The 15,275-nt window shown below is 59.6% G+C and carries 13 protein-coding genes; 3 read left to right on the forward strand and 10 right to left on the reverse strand.

The window, feature by feature from the left end; translation table 11 throughout:
* The first annotated feature begins 31 nt into the window (after nucleotides 1–31).
* Nucleotides 32–1,084: a tRNA 2-selenouridine(34) synthase MnmH gene (mnmH, locus tag J7380_RS01580; RefSeq protein WP_209194181.1), complete on the forward strand. Its 1,053-nt coding sequence runs from the start codon at nucleotides 32–34 to the stop codon at nucleotides 1,082–1,084.
* Here mnmH and selD read toward each other — a convergent pair.
* Genes selD through J7380_RS01615 form a run of 7 tightly spaced genes read right to left on the reverse strand, consistent with a single transcriptional unit; the run spans nucleotide 1,079 to nucleotide 9,162 of the window.
* Complete coding sequence (gene selD, locus J7380_RS01585) at nucleotides 1,079–3,235, reverse strand: selenide, water dikinase SelD (protein WP_209194182.1); 2,157 nt, start codon at nucleotides 3,233–3,235, stop codon at nucleotides 1,079–1,081. The two genes, mnmH and selD, sit on opposite strands and share 6 nt — an antisense overlap.
* A 5-nt stretch (nucleotides 3,236–3,240) precedes the next feature.
* Nucleotides 3,241–3,627, reverse strand: coding sequence for a Na+/H+ antiporter subunit G (locus J7380_RS01590; RefSeq protein WP_209194183.1), 387 nt, complete (start codon nucleotides 3,625–3,627; stop codon nucleotides 3,241–3,243).
* Nucleotides 3,628–3,634: 7 nt separating this feature from the next.
* Nucleotides 3,635–3,904, reverse strand: a complete 270-nt coding sequence (locus J7380_RS01595) for a K+/H+ antiporter subunit F (protein WP_209194184.1) — start codon at nucleotides 3,902–3,904, stop codon at nucleotides 3,635–3,637.
* On the reverse strand, nucleotides 3,901–4,398 hold the full coding sequence (locus tag J7380_RS01600; protein WP_209194611.1) for a Na+/H+ antiporter subunit E: 498 nt from the start codon (nucleotides 4,396–4,398) through the stop codon (nucleotides 3,901–3,903). Before J7380_RS01600 ends, J7380_RS01595 begins: the two co-directional genes overlap by 4 nt.
* The gene (locus tag J7380_RS01605; RefSeq protein WP_209194185.1) at nucleotides 4,398–5,936 is read right to left on the reverse strand and encodes a monovalent cation/H+ antiporter subunit D; all 1,539 of its coding nucleotides are present in this window, start codon (nucleotides 5,934–5,936) and stop codon (nucleotides 4,398–4,400) included. Before J7380_RS01605 ends, J7380_RS01600 begins: the two co-directional genes overlap by 1 nt.
* On the reverse strand, nucleotides 5,933–6,292 hold the full coding sequence (locus J7380_RS01610; RefSeq protein ID WP_209194186.1) for a Na+/H+ antiporter subunit C: 360 nt from the start codon (nucleotides 6,290–6,292) through the stop codon (nucleotides 5,933–5,935). Before J7380_RS01610 ends, J7380_RS01605 begins: the two co-directional genes overlap by 4 nt.
* On the reverse strand, nucleotides 6,292–9,162 hold the full coding sequence (locus J7380_RS01615; protein ID WP_209194187.1) for a monovalent cation/H+ antiporter subunit A: 2,871 nt from the start codon (nucleotides 9,160–9,162) through the stop codon (nucleotides 6,292–6,294). The genes J7380_RS01610 and J7380_RS01615 overlap by 1 nt, the downstream gene beginning before the upstream one ends.
* 221 nt (nucleotides 9,163–9,383) lie before the next feature.
* On the opposite strand from J7380_RS01615, the gene J7380_RS01620 reads away from it, so the two are divergent.
* Together J7380_RS01620 and J7380_RS01625 are read left to right on the forward strand one after the other, a co-directional pair.
* Entirely contained in the window at nucleotides 9,384–9,857 is a 474-nt protein-coding gene (locus J7380_RS01620; RefSeq protein WP_209194188.1) for a rhodanese-like domain-containing protein, read from the forward strand.
* Complete coding sequence (locus J7380_RS01625) at nucleotides 9,854–10,678, forward strand: alpha/beta fold hydrolase (protein WP_209194189.1); 825 nt, start codon at nucleotides 9,854–9,856, stop codon at nucleotides 10,676–10,678. The genes J7380_RS01620 and J7380_RS01625 overlap by 4 nt, the downstream gene beginning before the upstream one ends.
* On the opposite strand, the gene mdoH is transcribed toward J7380_RS01625, so the two are convergent.
* The 3 genes from mdoH to J7380_RS01640 are packed head-to-tail and all read right to left on the reverse strand — an operon-like array spanning nucleotide 10,679 to nucleotide 15,257.
* Nucleotides 10,679–12,547 carry a glucans biosynthesis glucosyltransferase MdoH gene (gene mdoH, locus J7380_RS01630; RefSeq protein ID WP_209194190.1) on the reverse strand — a complete coding sequence of 623 codons (1,869 nt, stop codon included), beginning with the start codon at nucleotides 12,545–12,547 and terminating at the stop codon, nucleotides 10,679–10,681. It abuts the gene before it with no gap.
* Complete coding sequence (locus J7380_RS01635; RefSeq protein WP_209194191.1) at nucleotides 12,544–14,043, reverse strand: glucan biosynthesis protein G; 1,500 nt, start codon at nucleotides 14,041–14,043, stop codon at nucleotides 12,544–12,546. The genes mdoH and J7380_RS01635 overlap by 4 nt, the downstream gene beginning before the upstream one ends.
* Nucleotides 14,040–15,257 carry an OpgC domain-containing protein gene (locus tag J7380_RS01640; protein WP_209194192.1) on the reverse strand — a complete coding sequence of 406 codons (1,218 nt, stop codon included), beginning with the start codon at nucleotides 15,255–15,257 and terminating at the stop codon, nucleotides 14,040–14,042. Before J7380_RS01640 ends, J7380_RS01635 begins: the two co-directional genes overlap by 4 nt.
* Between the last annotated feature and the right edge of the window lie 18 nt (nucleotides 15,258–15,275).

A 15,275-nucleotide genomic window follows, 5' to 3' on the forward strand; every position in this document is an offset into this window, starting at 1 on the left:
CAAGCCCGCTTGCGCAAGATAGATCGTTAGCATGGCTTTGACATTTAACAGTTTGCCCGATCTCTACGCGCACGACTTCGACACTGTGATTGACGTGCGCAGCCCCGCTGAATTCGCCGAGGATCACCTGCCGGGCGCCATCAGCCTTCCGGTTCTGGACAATGATGAGCGCGCGCGGGTCGGTACAATTTACGTGCAGCAAAGCCCATTTCTGGCGCGTAAACTGGGGGCTGCGCTGGTCTTCCGAAATGCCGCAAATCATATCGAAAACAGCCTGTCGCATCACGAAGGCGGTTGGAAGCCGCTGGTCTATTGCTGGCGCGGCGGTCAACGATCCGGGTCGTTTACTTGGATGTTGCAACAGATCGGTTGGCGGGCTGAGGTGGTTGAGGGCGGCTATCGGACATATCGCAGGCTGGTGAAGCGGTACCTCTATGATGAACCGTTGCCCCACCGCCTATATGCGCTGGATGGCTATACCGGAACTGCCAAGACGGAGCTGCTTACGCTTCTCAAGGCCCAGGGCGTTCAAGTGCTGGACCTTGAAGGCTTGGCCAATCATCGTGGATCTTTGCTGGGCGCGATGCCCGGAGGACAACCCAGTCAAAAGGCCTTCGAATCCGCGCTGGCCTGTGCTCTGTGCAATCTGGATCCAAGCCGCCCGGTCGTTGTTGAGGCGGAATCGTCCAAAATCGGAACTCTGATCCTGCCGCCTTCGGTCTGGTCTGCATTGCGCAACGCATCGCGCATACTTGTGCGGGCATCGATCGCGGCCCGGTCGGATTATCTTGTGTCCGCCTATGAGGATGTCCTGGCAGATACCGAACGGCTCAAGGATCGCCTGTCGCCATTGCGGTTCCACCGGGGTCATGACGTGGTCGATGGTTGGATCAAACTGATCGAGGCCGGAGACAAGCGTGCTTTGACCAGCGCTTTGATGCAGCAGCACTATGACCCGGCCTATACCAAGTCCAGCCGTACTCGGGTGTCGAATGTGATCGCAAGTATCGATGCTGCGTCATTGGACGCTGTTGGTCTGAGCGATGCAGCAGATCAGATCAAAGCGGTTTTGGACCAGCTATGAAAGCCGCACGCCGGCCGTTTCCGTAATCTGACCGATCACCACAGCCGGATACCCTGCTGCGCGCAGGCGCTCGCAAATTCCATGGGCGTGGTCGGCGCGGACGGCGGCCAATAAGCCTCCGGCGGTTTGCGGATCAAAAAGCAGGTCGGCCTTGCCGCCTTCGGGTAAATCCGGAGCCGCGACGCGGTTATCTGCAAACAGGGTCGAGCGCACGCCGGTTCGGGTCAGATTCAGCGCGCCTTTCATCAAGGGAATTGCGTCCAAATCCAGTGTCGCGCCACACTCCGAGGCCTCGCACATACCCAGCAGATGCCCGGCCAGCCCAAACCCCGTCACATCGGTCATTGCATGGGCGTCGGCCAGAAGCCGGGCGGCCTCACCCTGCGGATAAACCATTTGGTCAAAGGCTTGCGCCACCCATTCACCTTTGGCCAACCCCGCCATTTCCGCAGCCATGATGACACCGCTGCCCAGTGGCTTGGTCAGGATCAAGGCGTCTTGCGCGCGGGCACCGGACAGAGTGATCGGATCGCGCTCGCACAGTCCCGTCAACGTGAAGCCGATGGTCATTTCATCCCCCATCGAGCTGTGCCCGCCAACGATCTCGGCTCCGGCCTGTCGCATCACATCATCGGCGGTCGCCATGATCTCGGCCACCGTGCGGTGCTGCAGATCAGCAGACATACGAGGCAGAATAAGCGTTGCCGTCGCTGCCTGCGGCGCGGCCCCCATCGCCCAGATATCCCCCAACGCGTGAATTGCGGCGATACGGGTCATCATTACCGGATCATCGGTCACAGCCCGCAGGTGATCCGAGGTCATCACCTGACGCGTGCCACCGGTTGTCAGAACTGCGGCGTCGTCGCCGGGCAGCGATAAGACGTCTCGCCTTTCCGATCGGGGCAGCGCCGACAGGGCAGACCGCAATGCGCCACGACCAACCTTGGCTCCGCAGCCACCGCACATGGGTTTGTCACCAGCGGCTTCGGCCAGTCCAGCCGCGTGCTGTGCCGGTAGAGCAGTCTGTGCCATTTCAGGCAGGTTGCGGAATTTGTTCATGAAAGTTTGGTCGATGTGGTTTTTCCAACGCCACATCAACGGGCCGCTGAGCGATGTTCCCAACCTCTCCCCCAGAGCGGATTTTCCGCCCAACGAGATCAGTTTCAAATAGTCTTTTTGGGGTGCATAGCGGCGCATTTTTCCGGCCCTAAGCGCGGCTCGGAGGTTGTTGAACAGGATTGGTGCCTCGCGGACTGCATAGACACCTGCCTTGGGGCGGGGGTTTTCGGACAGATGGGCGCAATCCCCGGCCGCAAAAATAGCCGGATCGCTGGATTGCAACTGGCCGTTAACGGAAATGAACCCGTCTTGCAGATCAAGCCCTGTGTCGGCGACCCAGCTGTAAGGGCGTGCGCCTGCTGCGCCGGTCACGAAACCTGCGGGAACTGTGCGCCCATTTTTCAGTGCGATATGATCGCTTGTGATCTTGTCGATTTCGGCGCCTTCAATCACGTCGACGCCAAGCTCAGCCATGGTGCGGCGGATAGTGGCGGCTGCCTTTTCCCCAGTCGCGGTCAGAGCTTTCGCGTTGTCGATCAGGGTGACCTGCGCCGTGCGGCCTTTGGCCTTTAGGGCGTGAGCCATTGCCATGACCAGTTCTACCCCTGCAACGCCGCCTCCGATCACGGCAACAGCGGCGGGGCCTGTGCCGCCCAGATACGCCGCCCATTGTGCAGCAAAGGGGCCAAGGGGTTTCGCGGGGATGGCGTGTTCGGCAAAACCGGGCAGTGCCGGCATATCTGAGGTGATCCCTACATTCACCGACGCCACGTCGAACGCGACCGGAGGACGCCCGGGGACATGGATGGTACGGTTTTTGCTGTCGATGCCCTGAACGGCCCCCAATATAACTCGTGCGCCTGCGAAACGGGCCAGTTTAACAAGATCGATATCCAGTTCCCAACGCTCATAGTGACCGGCGACAAACCCCGGCAGCATGCCGGAATATGGCGCAGTCGGGCCGGGGTTGATCACGGTGACGCGCGCGCCGGGCAGGGGGTTCATCCCCCACATGCGCAGCAGCAGCGCATGTGTATGGCCTCCGCCAATGAGAACCAGATCGCGGGTCAGGGGCAGCGGAGGCATGTGCATGGTTATCAGGTCTTGCTGTGGTCCGGGACGTCTTCGACCTGTTCGACCGCGTGGGTGGCCCAAAGCTCATCCTCGCCAGCATCCGACAGATCGTCAGGCTTTTCATGGCGGTGAATATGCCATTTGGCAATGAACAGGGCCGTGATCGGGGCGGTCAGGAACAAAAACAGCGTGATCAGCAGTTCATGAAGGGACAGCTTGCCTTCCAACAGGACCGAGTGGCAGATTGAGGCCAGCAAAACGCCGCCCACCCCCAAAGTGGTCGCCTTGGTCGGTGCGTGCAGGCGCGACATCGGGTCTTTTAACTTGATCATCCCAAACGAGCCGACAAATCCAAAGATGCCCGAGATAACCAGAAAGAAGGCGATCAACAGTTCGAAAATGAATGTCATTCCGCCCTCATTCGATAATGTTGCCGCGCAGCATAAAGCGTGCGTAGGCCACGGTTGAGACAAAGCCGAGCATGGCGATGATCATGGCGGCCTCGAAAAAGATCTCGGTGCCGAGATACAGGCCGTAAAGCACAATCAAAGCGATCGTATTGATCACCATCGTATCCAAGGCCAGAACCCGGGTACCCACGCCATCAGCAGTGATGATCCGCCAAAGACACATCATGATGGCGGCCCCGAAACAGACAAAGGCAAATTGTATCGCCGCGTCGATCATTCGAAAATCTCCTTCAGCCGCCGCTCGTAACGTTGTTTGATCTGGTCGCGAACCGCGTCCGGGTCCGGCGCATCCAGGCAGTGAACCAGAAGACAGTGACCCTGAGCGGACAGGTCGCTGCTGACGGTTCCGGGCGTCATCGTGATGGTGCCGGCCAGCACAGTGATCGCTTCGGGTGTGCGCAACTCCAGCGGGACACTGATCCAGCTCGGTTTCCGGTCCGCGTCACGTTTAAACAGGATGATCATGGCCACTGTGACGTTGGCAACAACGATATCCCACAGCACAATCAACATATATTCCGCGATCATTGGCCAGTTGCGCAGTTTCGGGCGGTCAGGCCAATAAGGTTGCGTGATGAAGGGGATAATAATTCCCAACAGCAGGCCAAACACGACCGAGTTCAATGAACCCGTGTTGGCAAGCAACACCCAGACGACCGTAAGCAGAAACGTCAGGTGCGGGTGGGGGAAAATCCGGCGCAGAAGTCTGATCATTCTTCTCCTCCCAATACGGCTGAGATATAGGCGTCAGGCGTGTAAAGCTGCTCGGCCGTTTTCGTGGCATAGGTCAGGGCAGGGCCGGCAAAAAGAGTAAGCAGAACCAAACCCATAACCAGCCCGAAAACCGAGGTCAGAGCAAGAGCAGGATTGGGTTCGGGGGCTGGTGGCTGCTCGGCCACGTCACCCTGGCTGCCATCGCCGATATGCTGCGCGTCGTGGCTTTTCCAGAAGATCAGCGTCCCGGCACGGGCCAGTCCGACAATCGTCACGAAGGACCCGATCAGCACGACGGCCCAGATGGCGTTTGCGTCCGGTGCGTCCCGTGCTGCGTCCAGTACCAACAGCTTGCCGATAAACCCGGACAAGGGCGGCATGCCCGCCAACGCAATCGCACCGACGAAGAACAGGGCCGAGACCAGCCCGCTTTGCGGCATTGGCGCGGTCGGGGCGATCGCTCCGCCGCGACGTTCGACGACCAGATCGGCCACAAGGAACATCAGGGCGGTCGCCAGTGTCGAGTGATAGACGTAATAGAGAGCCGCGCCAGTGGCCGCTTCGGTGAACAACGAGATAGCGACCAACAGCGTCCCCATCGAGGCAATGGCGCAGAAGGCCACCATCCGGGCGATGTGCTGCGCGCCAAGGATACCAATCGCTCCGACGGCCAGCGTCACCAGTGCGGCGGGTTGCAACCATGTCCCGACCAGGCCCTGCGTGGCTTCGACCTCGGGGCCAAAGCCAAGCGTATACATCCGCAGGATCGAATAGGCCCCGACTTTGGTCATGATCGCAAACAAGGCCGCGACCGGCAGTGGCGCGTTGGCATAGCTGGCGGGCAGCCAGAAATGCAGGGGCAGAACAGCAGCTTTGATACAGAAGACCAGCAACAGCAGCACCGCGCCCACACGCAACAGAGCAGTATCCTCGGCAGGCAATTCCGCAACGCGCACGGCCATATCCGCCATGTTCAGCGTGCCTGTCACCGCATAAAGCGTCCCCAGCGCGAACAGGAACAGGGTCGAGCCCAGCAGGTTATAGGCGACGTATTGCACACCTGCCTTAAGGCGAACCGCGCCGCCGCCATGGGTCATCAGGCCATAGGATGCGATCAGAAGGACCTCGAAGAACACGAACAGGTTGAAAGCATCACCCGTCAGGAAGGCGCCACATACGCCCATGAGCTGAAAGTGAAACAACGCGTGAAAATGCTTGCCCCTGTCGTCCCAACCCGAGGCTATGGCATACAGCACGATGGGCAGGGCCAGCACCGCGGTCAGCAGGACCATCATGGCTGACAGCCGATCCAGTACAAGAACGATACCGAAAGGTGCAGGCCAGTTGCCCAGTTCATAAACCTGGATATCACCGCCTGCAGCTTGCGCCGTGATGGTCAGGGCGATCCCCAGCAGGCCCACCACTCCAGCGACCGAGAAGATGCGCTGCAGGTCAAGGTGGTAGCGCAGGACCATGATGATGAATGGGGCCAGGATCGCGGGCAGGACGATCGGCGCTACGATCCAGTGGTTCATGCGTCATCTCCTGCCGGGTCGGTATTGTCTTGCGCGGTCATGTCGATGTGGTCATTGCGCGCCGACAGATAGGCCGATAACGAGATCATGACGATCACCGCGGTCATGCCAAAAGAAATGACGATTGCCGTCAACACCAGCGCTTGCGGCAGTGGATCGGTGTAAGGGACATCCTCGTATTTGTTCAGCACGGCAGGCGCGTTCAGCGCCAACCGACCAGTGGCAAACAGAAACACGTTCACTGCATAGGTGATCAGCGACAGGCCCAGAATAACCGGGAATGTACGACGACGCAGGATCAGGAAAATCCCGGCAGTGGTCATGACGCCTACGGCAGAGGCAACTAGCGCTTCCATCAGACCTGCTCCTTTTCTTGTTCTTCTTCTGGCGGATCGTCACGCAGCGGGTTGATATCCATCGGGAATTCCTGCGCCATGCCCGGCTGCCACGCGAACCGAGACAGACTGTCCAGTGCCAGCATGACCGCACCCAAAACCGCCAGGAAAACGCCCGTATCGAACAGGATTGCTGTTGCCCATTCGAACTCTTCGAGCGGGGGCCAGTGAATATAGCCGAAGTCGCTGGTCAGGAACGGGCGTTCATTGAACCAGGCGCCGATGCCTGTTGCCGCAGCGATCAGAACACCCCAACCGATTGTGCCATGGTAGTAGAACCGCTGGCGCTCGATCGCCCAAGTGTAGCCACTGGCCATATACTGCATCAGGAAGGCGATTGCCACGATCAGGCCGGCGATGAACCCTCCGCCAGGCTGGTTGTGGCCGCGGAAAAAGATGTAGGCACCCACCATCAGAGCGATAGGCATCATCATACGCGTCACCACTACCATCATCAAAGGATGCGAATCCCCGGATTGAGGCCAGTGCGGCTTGCGGTTCAGCAGATAGGCCCGAACGTTGGTCGCCAGAACGGATTCCGTCAACGCAAAGATGATCAGAGCGGCAATGCCCAGCACGATGATCTCTCCGAACGTATCAAACCCTCGGAAGTCCACGAGGATCACGTTGACCACATTGGTTCCCCCGCCACCTTTGTAGGAATTGGCCAGATGGAACTCTGAGATCGTGGGAAAGGCAAAGTCCCTCAGCATCAGTGCATAGACCAGAGCGCCTGTACCGATTCCGGCCCCGACCGAGATTGCAGCATCGCGCCAACGCCGCGCCGCGCTGCTGTCCCATGGTGTGTCCGTGGGCAGGAAGTTCAGGGACAACAAAAGCAGGATCATTGTCACCACTTCGACCGAGATCTGAGTCAGCGCAAGGTCGGGTGCCGACAGATAGTTGAACGCCATCGATACAATCAGGCCAACGACGCCGATCAGAACCAGCGACAGCAAACGGTTGCGGTGGAACCACATGATAGCCAGTGTCGCGGCGACCAGACAGATCCAGCCGACGACCGGAATGATCTCAAGCTTCAGCGGTTCGCGGGTGACCGGACCGATCGTGCCTGTGGCATAGGCATAATATCCCAAGCCCACGGTGAACACGATCAGGATCATGGCATAGCGACTGATCACACCATTATGCAGCGAGTCCGTGATGCGGCGGCTAAGCGCAGTCAACGCTGCGATCACAGCTTCAAAGATCACCTTGGCCTCAGGGCGGGGCAGGGCGTTCCACAGGCTTTCCGCCCGGCGATGCTGCGACAGCAGGAACAAGCCGCCCAGGGTTGCGACGACTGACATGTAAAGCGCAGGCGTGAATCCGTGCCACAGCTTGAGCGAATAGTAAGGCAGTTTTTCGCCGCCAATCACCGCGCTGGAAACCACGGCGACCAGAGGGCCAACGATAGCTGCGGAATACAGGCCGATCAGAACGACTAAAACAATCAAAAACGCAGGGGCCAGCCAAAGACCCACAGGTGGATCATGCGGATGCGCAGGATAGTCGTCGCGTTTTGGACCCAGGAACACATGGCTGACAAAGCGGAAGGAATAGGCGGCCGAAAACAGCGCCGCCAGAAGGGCCAGCCCAGGCACCAGGTAGTGCGAATGCAGCCAGGTGGTGTGGACGGTTTCCTCCAGCATCATTTCTTTCGACAGGAAACCGTTCAACGGTGGCAGACCGGCCATAGACAGGGCTGCTATGGTGCCAATCGTGAAAGTGATTGGCATCAGGTGACGCAACCCGCCCAGCCGCTTTACGTCGCGCGTGCCAGTTTCATGATCGACGATCCCGGCGGTCATGAACAGCGCGGCTTTGAACGTGGCGTGGTTGATGATGTGGAACACGGCAGCCACGGCAGCAAATTTGGTGCCAAAGCCCAGTAGCATGGTGATCAGACCCAGATGCGACACCGTCGAAAACGCCAGCAACGCCTTTAGGTCATCCTTGAACAGCGCAATCACCGCGCCCAGCAGCATCGTCACCAGCCCGGTGGTGGCCACGATATAGAACCACGCATCGGTCCCGGCCAGAACCGGCCACATCCGCGCCATCAGGAACAGCCCCGCCTTAACCATCGTGGCCGAGTGCAGATAGGCCGAAACAGGCGTCGGGGCGGCCATCGCGTGGGGCAGCCAGAAATGGAACGGGAACTGCGCCGATTTGGTGAAACACCCCAGAAGGATCAGGATCAACGCCGGCAGGTAATAGGGTGAGGCTTGGATCAGCTCCTTGTTCTGAAGGATAACGCTCAGGTCATACGATCCGACGATATTGCCCAAAATCAGCATCCCGGCGATCATCGCCAGACCGCCCGAACCGGTGACAGCCAATGCCATTCGTGCGCCCTGACGGCCTTCGGGCAGATGTTTCCAATAACCGATCAAAAGGAATGAGCTTAAAGATGTAAGCTCCCAGAAGATAAGCAAAAGTAGAATGTTGTCGGAGAGGACGATTCCGACCATCGCGCCCTGAAACAACAGCAGATAGGTGTAGAACTGACCCATTGGGTCCTCACGCGACAGATAGAACCGCGCATAGAGAATGATCAGCAGACCAATGCCAAGAATCAGTAGAGCAAACAGGAAACCAAGCCCATCCAGCATGAAATTCGCGTTCAGGCCCAGAAGGGGTATCCAGTCGAACCGAGCGGTTACGACATCCCCGCGCATAACAGACGGAATGTGGATCAGCAGACCAGCGAGGGCCAGAAACGTGGTCAAACCCGCGGCCGAGGCTGCTGCATTTCGTCCTGCCCTGATCAGCAGGGCTGGAAACACAGCGCCGAGAAAGGGAAGGGCCGCGATGAGGAATAGGGACAAGTGCGATACTCCGGTCTTGGCGGTCAATGTATTACTGTTTTTGTAAGGGAAATTTTTCGACTGTCCAGCTATTGCAAGTTTTTCACTTCGTTCTAGGGGCGCAATCAGATGCATTTTTTGAAAAAATCTCTGACAAGAACTTGATCCCTACTCGCAAATTCTGCGCGGAATTGACTGTCTCTGTGTGATAGAACGTCGAAGACCGTTCAGGAGGGTCGGACGTGACAGACAAAACAGTCAAAAACCGCAGGTGGGTATTGGTTGGCGGTGGGGCGCTTGTCGCCACCGGTTTCGCAATCCGGGAATACCGTTTGATCCCGCCCAGCTATGCTGGCGGACATCTCAGTGTCGAAGCCGCGCACCAGCAAGCCCTGTCTGGCGACATTTTACTGCTGGATATCCGAACGCCTCGGGAATGGCAGGCGACGGGCGTGGGCGAAGGGGCCTATCCGCTGGATATGCGTCGCGACGATTTCGTCGCAGCGCTGGATGAATTGACCGACGGGAACAAGAACGCGCCGGTTGCGCTGATTTGCGCGCGCGGAGTGCGGTCTGCGCGGCTCAGCAACAAGCTCAGCGAGGCGGGGTTCACCAATATTATCGACGTGCCGGAAGGTATGTTGGGCTCCGCAGCCGGGCCGGGTTGGGTGCGTGCCGGGCTGCCCGTCGGCGCATATGACGAGGCAGGCCAATGATCCGCGCTGTCGCAATGGCGGTGGCCGCTGTATTTGCGGCGCAGGCCAGTTATGCCGCTTGCGCGGATCAGGATGGGGCGTGTCAGACCGACTCGGGTGCGTATCACATCGAACTGCCCAAAGCAGACAACCCACCTCTGGTCGTGTTTTTGCACGGGTACGGGGGCAGCGGTACTGGCACCATGAAGAACCGCAGCATGGTCAAGCCCCTGCTTGCACGGGGATATGCTGTGATGGCGCCCGAAGGGTTGGAACGACCAAGCCGCCCCGGAATCAAAAGCTGGAATTTCTATCCCGGTTTCGGTGACCGGGACGAGACCGCCTTTCTGACCGAAGTGGTAGATGACGCTGCCGAACGATTTGGTATCGACAGGGACCGTGTAATATTGGGCGGATTCTCGGCTGGCGGGTTCATGGTCAATTATCTGGCTTGCGATGCACCCGAGACGTTTTCGGCCTACGTACCCGTGTCAGGCGGGTTCTGGCGGCCACATCCCGAAACTTGCGAAGGTCCGGTGCGCCTGTTCCATACCCATGGCTGGATTGACAATGTGGTGCCGCTGGAAGGGCGATTGTTGGGTGGGGGCCGGTTCCATCAGGGCGATATCTTTGCCGGGCTGGAAATCTGGCGCTTGGCCAATGGCTGCGTTGATACCAAACCCAGCGGTTTTTCGACCACAGGCCCCTTTATGCGCCGCTATTGGAGCGGTTGCGCAGATGGCAGCGCGCTGGAATTTGCGTTGTTCCCAGGCGGACATACCGTGCCTAAAGGCTGGGCCGATATGATGGTGGATTGGTACGAGGGCTTGCCCGGCGGATGATCATTCTGCCGGGGTCATCACGCCTTTGCCCTCGATCACGCGCTTCAATTCGTCTCTGTGACGGCGGGCAGACCGGGTGATCGCGGGTTCCTTGACGTCTTCTCTCATCCCGACCATGCGGCGCGCGGATGCAGAAGATACGCCGCTGAGCGCGGACAATGGGATCGCAAAAGCCAGGCTGATCGCAATCGGGGCCAGCCAGATGGACACCAGGCCCGACAGAATACCCACGCTCAACGCAATGCCACTTACCGTTTCCAGCGCGTGACACAGGACCAACGTGCGCAAGCCATAGCTGCCGCCATCGCGCGTTTGCGGAGACCACCCCTTTTGAACACCGAAGGCGGTGCGGAAGACGGCAATCATCTGCTGTACCATCAGGATGGGCGCATAGAGGATTGACAGCACCACTTCGGCAAGAAACGAGGTGACGAATTTCAAGCCACCGCCGAACTCGGCATAGCGCACACCGCTAAGCGGCAGGGCAAGAACGCCCAGTACCTTGGGCGCCAGCAACATGGCATACATAACTAGGATGATAAGCACATGGCGGGTTTCCGACATCTCGGGCCATTGCGGGAACAGAGGGTTGTCAGGGCTGAAATAATACAGAACCGACGCGTCCTCACCCTGACCAATCAGCGCCCACATAACCAGCAGGGCAAACCAAAGGGGCGACATCAAATATCCGACCGCGCCGTGGAACATGTGGAAACGAGACACCGCGCGGAACCCGGTCGAGCCCAGCAATTTCAGGTGTTGCAGGTTGCCCTGACACCAACGGCGGTCGCGCAACGCATGGTCGATCAGTGTCGGAGGCGTCTCTTCATAGGACCCGCGAATGCGCGGCAGGAAGCGCACGGCCCATCCGGCACGACGCAGCAGGCCTGCTTCGACGAAATCGTGGCTCATGATCAGCTTTTCCTGACCATTGAAGGCGCGCAGCTTGGGCAGACCCGCGCTGGAAGCAAAGGCACGGGTGCGGATGATGGCGTTGTGGCCCCAGTAATTGCCCTCTTGCCCGCACCAACGGGCCAGACCTTCGGCAAAGGCGATGCCGTAAACGCCGTTGGCAAATTGTTGCATCCGGGCAAAGACCGATTGCGCACCGATCAGCTGCGGATAGCTCTGGATCAGACCGGCTCCGGGGTCGCGTGCCAAAGCGTCGGTCAGGCGGGTGATGGCACGACCGGTCATCAGACTGTCGGCATCCAGCACCAGCATCGCATCCCAATCGGCGCCCCAGCGGCTGACCCAATCGGCGATATTGCCCACCTTGCGGTCCGTGTTCTGAGGCCTGCGGCGGTAATACAGCTCAAGTCCCGGCGCTAGGGTTGTGCGCAGCGCCTCGACGCTGGCCTGTTCCTGCGCCGCGATCTCGGGATCGCGCGTGTCGGACAGGATGAACATGGCATAATGATGCTGCCCACCGCGCTTGCGCAGATCCTCGAGCATGGTGCGGGCATTGCCCAGCACGTTCCATGGCACCTCGTTATAGACCGGGGTCAACAGGGCGACGCGCAAAGGTTGCGGACGGCCTTCGCGTTTGGGCTGTTCCTGCCGAGACAGGGACACCATGCCCAGCAGCACGGTGCAGACCGTGAAAGAAATCCAGAAGAAGTTAAACGAGATCAACGTCAGCAGGATGCCTTCGATCAGGTTGATCCCTTCGGCCCCGAACCAGTCGGACATCACCCAAAGCAGGCCCAGAGTGGCCGCCATCGCAGGCGAAAAGGCCAGCGCGCGCCAGAACCCGGCCGAGGCGCGCTTGCCATTCGGCACCTGCGCATCCCGAAACCCGGCGCTGAAATCCTGCGCGGGCATCGCCAGAGGGGCCTCGGGCGGCATGATATGCAGATCGCGGCTCATGTGGTCCAACGATATAGCCACACCTCAGAGGCGGGCTGTTTGTCCTTCAGAAGCTGCGCGCGCAGCTCAACGTGGTTCCGCTCGCCCGGCTGGAACGAGAAGGCCAGACGCAAGCCGCCGGTATCGGGGTTGCGTTGCAGCACACCGTCCGAGGTCTCGGCATGGGGCGAGTCGACAAAGATGGTCATCGCCTCTGGGTCATCGAACAGCTCGCTGTCCTCAAAGTCGATCACGGCCAGACGGCCTTCGCCAAAGGTATTCTCGCCCATCGCGGTGTTGATCACGCGCGGCATGGGGGTGCGCTGGGGTTCTTCGCCCCAGATCAGGCGGTAGGACAGGTCGATCTGGCTGCCGGCGGCATAGGGCTCGGCCGGGCGCCAATAGGCGACGATGTTGTCATAGATTTCCTGATCCGCCGGAATCTCGACCAGCGTCACGGTGCCTTTCCCCCAATCGCCCTTGGGTTCGACCCACAGGCCGGGGCGCTTGTGGTAATTCGCCTCAAGATCCGCATAGTCCGAGAACTTGCGTTTGCGCTGCATCAGGCCAAAGCCACGTGGGTTGGTATCCACAAACGAAGATATCTGCAGGCGGGTGGGGTTCGCCAAAGGCCGCCACAGCACCTCACCCGCGCCATTGCGAATCATCAAGCCGTCGCTGTCATGAACGGCGGGGCGGAAATCGTCAAATCGGCTGTGGTTGGTCTGGTCGAACAGGAACATCGAGGTGCCGGGCGCGATGCCCACATGGGGCAGTTCTTCGCGCGGGAAGATCGTGGCTTCGACATCCATGATGCAGTCGGCCCCGGCGGTGACATTGAACCGATAGGCCCCGGTCACGCTGGGGCTGTCCATCAGCGCGTGGACGACCATGTTGCGCTGGCCCGGTTTGGGACGTTCCAGCCAGAAGCGGATGAATTCGGGGAATTCCTCACCATCCGGATCGCCGGTTTTCAGGGCCAGACCACGCGCGGACAACCCGTAAACCTCGTGCAGACCAATGGCGCGGAAATAGCTGGCGCCTTGCCAGACGCAGAACTCATCGGTCTTGCCGGGGCGGTGCATTTCGGTGCGCAGGCGCAAGCCCGAGAACCCCAGCGTGTCGTCGATGGGCAGGGTCGGCACGTCTTCAGATTTGTCGAACATCGACAGGTCGAACGTCACCGGGGTGGTCATCCCGTCCTCGACCGTTGAAACCTTAACAGTGCGCGGGAAGTACAAGCCCGGCGTAAAGAAATCGACGTTGAACGGCGTCTGGGTTTCATACCACAGCGCGCGGTCCAGCCGGAACCGGATCGAGCGATACTGTTGATACGTCAGGTCCTGCCATTCCTGCGGAACCATCTCGCGCTCGGCATAGGGTTGACTGGCCAACTCTCGGGCCAGCGCGATCACATCGTTGCGGTCAAAGGGGACCTCGCCACCGGCAGCAAAGGTGGCCGGGGCGAAAGCAAGCGCCGAAGTTGAGGCCAGAAATGCGCGACGTGTGAAATTCATTTTTTAGACTTCCAGGGGTGTGACTTGAACCAACCGGCCAGATAGGCCACGCCGATGATCATGGCAAAGCCAATCATGTTGGCGATGAAGACGCTGGCAACATCCCGCCCACTCAGGTCCAGCCCAACGCCGATCAAACGCGCGGCTGCCATGGAAAAGACGAAGACCGCCAGTGATTGCTGCCCGACCTTGGTGATGACGGTCAGCAGGAACTCCCAAACTTTTGCGGCCGCACCCTGACCGGTTGCGATCAGGCGATGGCCATGCTCACCCGCGACGACCCAACCCAGATAGGCCAGCGACAGGAAGTGCACATAGCGCAAGAGGCCAAATTCGGTCTTGCCCCGCAGTTCCGAGGTCAGGGGCCAGCCCTTGCGCAGCACGGCACCCAGTTCGGGCGCGGCATTGTTGATCCAGGTGAAGACCTTCCACGATCCAAACGGGGCCGAAAGGATCAGGAACAGAACGGCAGCCCAGATCAGGGTTTTCGATACGGGCGGGGCGGGGATCCACCCGCGCATGAAGGCAAAGCCGGTGAAGAACAGCAACTGCCAGCCAAAGGGGTTGAAGAACCACTGACGGTCTGACCAAGGCTCGGCCGGCAGGGCCAGCGCACCGGTTTGTGCGACCAGCCAGACCGCAATCGACGTGGCGGCCACAGCCCAGAACCCGATGCGATAGAGGCCCATGTACACCGGCATCAGCGCCAGAACCACCAGATACATTGGCAGGATGTCAAAGTAGTTCGGCACATAGGTCAGCGTAAACAGACCGACCATCTGCGGCGCGGGGTCGTTGAAGAAGTGCTGGAGGTTCAGCGAGGAAATGTATGTTTTCTCGAAGAAACCCGTCTGGTCCAACGCCGCCATCGACATGGCCACAAAGAAAAACAGGCAGATATGCGCCCAGTAGACCTGCCAGATGCGGAACGCCACGCGAGCCGTCCCCATCCACCAACCCTTGCGGGCGAAAGCCCCGCCGAACGCAATGGCCGAGGCCATGCCCGAGCAGAACACGAAAATCTCAGTAGCATCTGAATAGCCGAACCGCGCCGGAATCCATCTGGCCCAAGGATCATTCGGGATGTGTGCGATCAAGATGATGAACATCGCGATGCCGCGATAGAAATCCAGCCGCGGGTCGCGCACGCGGGCAGGGGCGGCTGCTTGGGCCGCCACAGGTGCAAAATCAGAAGCGGGCGATGCTGTCGCCATACGTGTTCTGTCCTTCTT

Source organism: Ruegeria sp. R8_1 (assembly GCF_017743815.1).
Classification (GTDB): domain Bacteria; phylum Pseudomonadota; class Alphaproteobacteria; order Rhodobacterales; family Rhodobacteraceae; genus Ruegeria; species Ruegeria lacuscaerulensis_A.

Coding starts and splice junctions, on each gene's coding strand:
- J7380_RS01640 (WP_209194192.1), bottom strand. CDS start 15,257: ATGGCGACAGCATCGCCCGCTTCTGATTTTGCACCTGTGGCGGCCCAA.
- J7380_RS01610 (WP_209194186.1), bottom strand. CDS start 6,292: ATGGAAGCGCTAGTTGCCTCTGCCGTAGGCGTCATGACCACTGCCGGG.
- J7380_RS01590 (WP_209194183.1), bottom strand. CDS start 3,627: ATGACATTCATTTTCGAACTGTTGATCGCCTTCTTTCTGGTTATCTCG.
- mnmH (WP_209194181.1), top strand. CDS start 32: ATGGCTTTGACATTTAACAGTTTGCCCGATCTCTACGCGCACGACTTC.
- mdoH (WP_209194190.1), bottom strand. CDS start 12,547: ATGAGCCGCGATCTGCATATCATGCCGCCCGAGGCCCCTCTGGCGATG.
- selD (WP_209194182.1), bottom strand. CDS start 3,235: ATGCACATGCCTCCGCTGCCCCTGACCCGCGATCTGGTTCTCATTGGC.
- J7380_RS01605 (WP_209194185.1), bottom strand. CDS start 5,936: ATGAACCACTGGATCGTAGCGCCGATCGTCCTGCCCGCGATCCTGGCC.
- J7380_RS01635 (WP_209194191.1), bottom strand. CDS start 14,043: ATGAATTTCACACGTCGCGCATTTCTGGCCTCAACTTCGGCGCTTGCT.
- J7380_RS01625 (WP_209194189.1), top strand. CDS start 9,854: ATGATCCGCGCTGTCGCAATGGCGGTGGCCGCTGTATTTGCGGCGCAG.
- J7380_RS01595 (WP_209194184.1), bottom strand. CDS start 3,904: ATGATCGACGCGGCGATACAATTTGCCTTTGTCTGTTTCGGGGCCGCC.